The 5,848-nt window shown below is 66.0% G+C and carries 9 protein-coding genes; 4 read left to right on the top strand and 5 right to left on the bottom strand.

Annotated features, from left to right (window positions below):
- Nucleotides 1–127 precede the first annotated feature (127 nt).
- Nucleotides 128–595, bottom strand: coding sequence for an AAA family ATPase (locus tag Q1B24_RS21680; RefSeq protein WP_299933007.1), 468 nt, complete (start codon nt 593–595; stop codon nt 128–130).
- Between the two features lie 151 nt (nt 596–746).
- Here Q1B24_RS21680 and Q1B24_RS21675 point away from each other — a divergent pair, with 151 nt between their 5' ends.
- On the top strand, nt 747–1,853 hold the full coding sequence (locus Q1B24_RS21675) for a tyrosine-type recombinase/integrase (protein WP_299933004.1): 1,107 nt from the start codon (nt 747–749) through the stop codon (nt 1,851–1,853).
- A 175-nt stretch (nt 1,854–2,028) separates the two neighbouring features.
- Here Q1B24_RS21675 and Q1B24_RS21670 read toward each other — a convergent pair whose 3' ends face one another.
- Nucleotides 2,029–2,328, bottom strand: a complete 300-nt coding sequence (locus tag Q1B24_RS21670) for a thioredoxin family protein (protein ID WP_185254967.1) — start codon at nt 2,326–2,328, stop codon at nt 2,029–2,031.
- Between the two features lie 294 nt (nt 2,329–2,622).
- On the opposite strand from Q1B24_RS21670, the gene Q1B24_RS21665 reads away from it, so the two are divergent.
- Both Q1B24_RS21665 and Q1B24_RS21660 read left to right on the top strand, forming a co-directional pair.
- A complete protein-coding gene (locus Q1B24_RS21665) occupies nt 2,623–2,982 on the top strand; it encodes a metalloregulator ArsR/SmtB family transcription factor (RefSeq protein ID WP_299932994.1) in 360 nt (119 codons plus the stop codon).
- Complete coding sequence (locus Q1B24_RS21660; protein WP_284536485.1) at nt 2,979–3,578, top strand: cadmium resistance transporter; 600 nt, start codon at nt 2,979–2,981, stop codon at nt 3,576–3,578. Before Q1B24_RS21665 ends, Q1B24_RS21660 begins: the two co-directional genes overlap by 4 nt.
- 177 nt (nt 3,579–3,755) lie before the next feature.
- Here Q1B24_RS21660 and Q1B24_RS21655 read toward each other — a convergent pair whose 3' ends face one another.
- The 3 genes from Q1B24_RS21655 to Q1B24_RS21645 form a co-directional block, all read right to left on the bottom strand.
- A complete protein-coding gene (locus Q1B24_RS21655; protein ID WP_299932986.1) occupies nt 3,756–4,175 on the bottom strand; it encodes a hypothetical protein in 420 nt (139 codons plus the stop codon).
- A 176-nt stretch (nt 4,176–4,351) separates the two neighbouring features.
- Nucleotides 4,352–4,699 carry a pyridoxamine 5'-phosphate oxidase family protein gene (locus Q1B24_RS21650; protein ID WP_299932982.1) on the bottom strand — a complete coding sequence of 116 codons (348 nt, stop codon included), beginning with the start codon at nt 4,697–4,699 and terminating at the stop codon, nt 4,352–4,354.
- Nucleotides 4,696–5,187, bottom strand: coding sequence for a DUF6069 family protein (locus Q1B24_RS21645; protein ID WP_299932979.1), 492 nt, complete (start codon nt 5,185–5,187; stop codon nt 4,696–4,698). Before Q1B24_RS21645 ends, Q1B24_RS21650 begins: the two co-directional genes overlap by 4 nt.
- Nucleotides 5,188–5,244: 57 nt before the next feature.
- Between Q1B24_RS21645 and Q1B24_RS21640 the strand changes: the two genes are divergently transcribed.
- A complete protein-coding gene (locus tag Q1B24_RS21640; RefSeq protein WP_299932976.1) occupies nt 5,245–5,670 on the top strand; it encodes a MarR family transcriptional regulator in 426 nt (141 codons plus the stop codon).
- The last annotated feature ends 178 nt before the right edge of the window (nt 5,671–5,848 follow it).

The following is a 5,848-nucleotide window of genomic DNA, read 5'->3' as shown; positions in this document are numbered from 1 at the left end:
CGGGGCCTCCAGCTCCGTCGACGGGCAGCCACAACGGCTGGTCGAAATGTCCTGAAGGATCACGTGCATAACAAGCAGATCCGGGCGTTCGGGGGTGAGGACGAGCGCGGGGGTGCACCCCGATGAACTACAGGACCTCGTCGAAGGCGCTGCGCTCCGTTTCGTCGGGACGCTGGCTCTGCATGAACTCGTGCATCGCAACGACATCCTCGTGCTTCATCGGAGGGTCCTCCATGCCCCGTTCCTCGATGCGCTTCCACAGCACATCCGCAGGGACGTCGAGGAAGAGCAGTTCAGTGCGCGCACCTAGCGCTGCGGCTTCTGCCCTCAGACGTTCGCGTTCGTCTCGGCCCCAAGTGCCCCACTCAATGATGGCGGTGCCCCCGGCGCGGAGCACGTCAAGAGCCATGTCCCATTGCAGCGCTTCCACGCGGGCGCGAAGTTCGCTATCCCACAGGTTCGCCCCTAGCGCGGTCATCCACTCGTCTGGGCAGAACCGGATGCCCGGCCTGTCGGCCTGCAACCTCTTGGCCTGCGTCGTCTTGCCGCTGCCGGGCAGACCCGAAACGACGACGAGGCACCCTGTGTCACTCACGGGGCACAGGTTACGAGAGCATCCGAACACGTCGCACGCTCATCGGCAGATCCGCGCAGTCGGCAGGCGAGGGCTGAATGTTGGCACGCTGTCTCGCTACGCCCTTCCGATGCACTTGACGGCCGGCTGTTGGCCGGTGCGACGTACTGGGATGGACACCACCACCCTCCCTGCCCTGCTGAACGTCGATGATCCGATGCTGCGCCTGGCCGTCGCAGCCCACCTGGCCCGCTACAAGGGACAGAGCCGCGCCCACACCGCCTCCGACCTCAACGCCTACCTGCGCTGGTGCCTCGAACGAGACGTGATGCCGCTGCAGGCTCAGCGAGCGCACGTCGAGCTGTACCTGCGCTGGCTCCAAGAGATACGGCACCTTCGCCCCTCGACGGTGTCGCGTCGGCTGTCGGTGCTGGCCACGTTCTACCGGACCTGCGTCATCGACCAGATCCTCGACCACTCACCGGCCGAGTTCGTGCGCCGCCCTCACGTCCCGCTCGAGTCACCCACCCTCGGTCTGAGCCACCTTCAGTTCGAGGCCATCCTCACCGCCGGCCGCGACTCCGCCAACCTCAACGACTTCGCACTGGTCGCGATGCTCGGACTGCTCGGCCTGCGCATCTTCGAGGCCACCGGCACCGACGTCCAAGCGCTCGGCGAAGCTCGCGGCCACCGCGTGCTCAGCGTTCACGGGAAGGGCGACAAGACGGCTGTGGTCCCACTACCGCCGGCTGTCGGTCGCGCCATCGACCGAGCAGTCGAGGATCGCGTGGACGGCCCGATCCTGCTCAACCGGCGCGGCCGACGGATGGATCGGCACGCCGCCACCCGACGGCTCCGAGCACTAGCCCGGTCCGCCAACGTCACCACCGCTCGCATGCACCCGCACATGCTGCGCCACACGTTCGTCACCACGATGCTCGACGCCGGCGTCGACCTGCGCGACGTCCAGGTTGCCGCCCGCCACGCCGACCCCGCACGACCATGCGCTACGACCGAGCTCGCAACAACCTCGATCGCCACCCGAACTACATCCTGGCTGCGTTCATGGCCTCAGCCACGTGACAACCGCACATGCCGAATTCCGGACGACCCGCTGTGGTGGTGGTCTTATTCCCCTAAACGAGCCCCACCGAACTCCAGGTCCGCTCTGTCAGGGATTGATCGCGCGACACCACAGGGGCCCACGGGTCCTCGGTCGCCCCGGCGCCGGATTCCCGTCGGCTACGCCTGCGCGGGCTCCAGAGTGGCCTTCTCCTGAGCCGTGTGAGGACCGCGGTGCCGCCACGGAAATACCCACCGGAACGGGCTCAAACCCGGGCGCTTGCACCAGCAGTCGTCGGCGCAGCCGCACGTCATCATGCCCGCTGCTTCCGCGACCTTGTTGCCGACCGCGACGAGCAGGTACCCCCCGAGAACGATGAGTACGAGGCGCTTCACGACAACACCTCCACCAACTGCTCGACCGTCGGCGAGCCACTCAGACCCTTCGGGGTCGAGTAGACCCGGCAGGCCAGCCCGACGTGCTGCTCACCGGTCGCGAAGGGGTCGCGGCCGTCGACCCGGATCGTCGGGGAGCCGGTGAAACCGAACTCTTCGGCCTGAGTAGTGGTCTCCACCTGGCGTCGTTCCACCGTGATGTCGTCACGCCTCAGGGTCGTCAGCGCCTGCGCCAGCCGCTCATCTGCCACGGTCCAGTTCGGGCAGCCCTCGAAGTAGAGCAACTCGACCTTCATGACCAACCTCCCGAAGCCGCGTGGTGGGTCACCCCGACCCCTTGACCTTTAGTATCTCCCGGGCTCCCTCGACGGGAGCGTGGCGCTCGACCTCCGATCCGGACACGTCCTGACAGCCGCGATGAGTACGTCTCTCCACCGCCTGTCGGCGTACCGGAACACCCGGAACTGCGATGAGAGCGCGTCGGCATTCTGTCGACCACACTCGCGGATGCGCGTCGAGCCAACGGCCGACATCGGGCAGGGCTACCCCCCACAGATCAACAGTTCAGCGACTGCTGTACTGTCTCGGCCATGTTGACCGTCGCCACGCGCCTGGACGTGATGAATCGGCTTGGTCGGGCAATGGCCGATCCGACCCGTTCGCGTTTGCTCATGATCCTGTTGGAGCGGCCCGCGTATCCCGCCGAACTGGCGGCAGATCTTGGCTTGACCCGATCCAACGTGTCGAACCACCTCTCGTGCCTGCGGGACTGCGGCATCGTTGTCGCGGAACCGCAGGGTCGCCAGATGCGTTATGCCATCGCTGACCCGCACCTGGCGCGAGCACTCGCCGCCCTGGTGGAGGTCACGCTCGCGGTCGACGAGAGTGCACCGTGCATCGACCCGGCCTGTTCCCTGCCGGAGTGCGGCAGCGGAGGGGTCGGCGCGTGATCCTGACTTCCGCACTTCAGGCGTTCGGGCTGTTCATTGCCACCAACATCGACGACATCATCGTGCTCTCGCTGTTCTTTGCCCGAGGAGCCGGACGAAGCGGGACCACAACTCGAATCTTGGCCGGTCAGTACCTCGGCTTCGCTGGCATCTTGGCCGCAGCGGTGCTCGTCTCATTGGGGGCAGGAGCCTTCTTGCCCGAGGAGGCAATCCCCTACTTCGGCCTCATCCCGTTGGCCTTGGGCCTCTGGGCGGCGTGGCAGGCCTGGCGTGACGGCGACGATGACGATGACGAGGCGAAGGTCGCGGGCAAGTCTGTGGCGGCCTGGACGGTCGCCGCAGTCACCTTCGCCAACGGTGGTGACAACATCGGGGTCTACGTTCCTGTCTTCCTCAACGTGGGTCCCGCCGCGACTGCCGCGTACTGCGTCGTATTCCTCATCCTGGTGGCGGCGCTGGTCGTGCTGGCGAAGTTCGTTGCCACTCGTCCGGGTATCAACGAGGTCCTTGAGCGTTGGGAGCATGTGCTGTTTCCGATCGTCCTCATCGGACTGGGCATCGTGATTCTGTGGGGCGGCGGAGCGTCCGGCCTCTGATGTGACGACGCGAGTTGGACTCTCAGGTGGAGGCCGTTGCGATGTCAGGTGGCATTTTCGACCGGTGCGGCCATCTGGATCTGCCGCGTTGAGGGCGGCTACGCTCGTCCGGATCCCCGTTGCGGGCATCGCATCCTGCTATGGCCGTGATCTGCGCTGACAGCTCGACGAGCGGGCTCAGACCCTCCCTGCGCCCCGTCGACGATCGGTCAGGATTCGGAGCGCGAGAACGTTGACAAGCGCTGCGCAGGTCAATGCGAGGACGCCGACGACGTCCGTGGTGACCACAAACCAGTGCGGCAGACCTCCTGTTGCCGATGAGTTGCACTCGCCAGCCGCCGTGCACGATGCAGAGCCCGAACTCCCAGAGGGGTTGGCACCGGGAACAAGCGCCAGTAGGCCGTACGCCAGGTAGTAGCCGGGCACGGCAATCATGCTTGCTGGAAGCGACAGCACTGCGGCGAGCAGAATCGTGGAAGTCGAATCGCCGACGAATCCCACACCCGCCACGACGGCCACGCAAAGGGCATACATCGCGCCGACCGACCGCTGCAACGGCGAGACTTGCCGCACAGTGCCTGCGAGGCCACCACCCATGCCGTGAGGCTAACTGGTAGTTCTCGACCTACCCCCTGCAACCGCAGGATCTGCCGCTGGGGTCTGCTGCACGAGCAGGTGACAGGTTGGCTGTCAGTGCCCTGAGTGGATCGTCACGCGGAGCGTGACCAGTGCGGGATGGGTTTGCGGGCTCGGCCTGAACGAGCGCTGGGGAGTCAGATTCCCCAGGAAGTGATAGCGGTTGGGTTCAACCGGATCGCGCCGATGGCATCGTCGTAGATCGCGTCTCCACGGACTATTAGCGCCCACGGCTTCCAGCCTTCCGTCTCATCGACCCCGTCGATGACGACGGCTGCCTTGGGCTTGTCCGCGAGGTGCTTGACGCGTTGTGTGGCGCCGACGTCGCGGCCAGTCAGGAGGAGGTCGCCATTCTCAGCGTCGAACTTCCAGCCGGTTGGGACTATGTGCGGCATTCCCGTTCGGTCGACGGTCGCGATCCGGGCGAGCCCACGCGGGGCAGCGAGGAACTCGTGCTCGACCTTGGTGAACGCCTGGCGGGTCATGACGAATGCATTTCCTTCGGAGAGTTGTGGCGGACGGCGTACCACCAGGTGGCGCCAGTCACCACGTGCATGACCGCGAGGGCCAGGCGCGCGCCCGTGTCGGCCTCGGCCATCAACGGGGTCGCGATCGTGACGATGCCAAGCCCGAGTCCCGTCCACGCCAGCGCAGACCAGGCTCGAGCGCGCCCTGACAGCGCGCGCAGCAGCAGCGTCCCCAACAGCAAGGGGACCGCGATGCTGACCAGGACGAAGGCCGCAGTGACGTCAGTGCCACGGGCGGCCCCTGCCGGCGTGATCTGGAAGTCGGTTCCTGCCAGCTTGGCCGCCGCGTAGAGCGCAAGGCTGCCGGTTGCTGCGATGAGGACGGCGTGCCCTCCGGCCCGCCAGGCAGCGCGGCCCGCATCGGGCGTTGTCGTCTTCTTGTTGGTGACAGCGTGTGTGGTGGGCAAGGTAATTCCCTTCACTAGTTCAATGATTGATGTGCTCATCGAACCGACATTCCTTGAAGTCGTCAAGGGTCGAGGACATCAAGTAGTCTGTTGTTCGTGACTACCAGGAGCTTGCGACTGGATGAGGCCCACCAATTGACTCGTCTGCTCTTCCAGGTCGTCGACCGGGCGCAGGAGGACTTCCGGGAGGTTGTCGCCGAGGAGGCGCTGACCCCACCGCTGGCGCGGATGGTGTTGATGCTCGAACAGCCGCAGCCGATGCGGGAGCTGGCGGATCACCTCCGTTGCGACGCCTCCAACATCACCGGACTCACCGACCGCCTCGCGGCGCGCGACTTCGTCGAGCGGGTTCCCGGTGAGGATCGGCGGATCAAGCTGGTCACGCTGACCGACCAGGGACGCCTGTTGCGATCCAGGCTGGTGGCAAGAGTGGCGGAAGGATCGACCGTGATGCGCCGGCTCAGTGACGACCAGCGTGCGGCCCTGCGGCCCCTGCTCGAAGCAATGCTCATCAACGACTGACGGAGGGCCCGAGACCACAAGCGGCGCCGCGCCCAAAGAGCTGCCACAACCGTTCTCCGTCCACGCGCGATGCTTGCCAGCGAGCTGGATGTGTCACAAGCGGATCGCGCTGAGGACCAAGTCACGCGGTGCTGAATCGCCCGACGTAGCGGCGCTGCCAGGGCGTCTCCACCGCTCG

Source organism: uncultured Nocardioides sp. (assembly GCF_947488025.1).
Taxonomy (GTDB): Bacteria; Actinomycetota; Actinomycetes; order Propionibacteriales; family Nocardioidaceae; genus Nocardioides.
Note: the sequence above shows the minus strand (reverse complement) of the source record. Positions and strands in the feature narration are given on the sequence as shown.

Coding starts and splice junctions, on each gene's coding strand:
- Q1B24_RS21645 (WP_299932979.1), bottom strand. CDS start 5,187: ATGAGCACATCAATCATTGAACTAGTGAAGGGAATTACCTTGCCCACC.
- Q1B24_RS21670 (WP_185254967.1), bottom strand. CDS start 2,328: ATGAAGGTCGAGTTGCTCTACTTCGAGGGCTGCCCGAACTGGACCGTG.
- Q1B24_RS21665 (WP_299932994.1), top strand. CDS start 2,623: ATGTTGACCGTCGCCACGCGCCTGGACGTGATGAATCGGCTTGGTCGG.
- Q1B24_RS21650 (WP_299932982.1), bottom strand. CDS start 4,699: ATGACCCGCCAGGCGTTCACCAAGGTCGAGCACGAGTTCCTCGCTGCC.
- Q1B24_RS21655 (WP_299932986.1), bottom strand. CDS start 4,175: ATGGGTGGTGGCCTCGCAGGCACTGTGCGGCAAGTCTCGCCGTTGCAG.
- Q1B24_RS21675 (WP_299933004.1), top strand. CDS start 747: ATGGACACCACCACCCTCCCTGCCCTGCTGAACGTCGATGATCCGATG.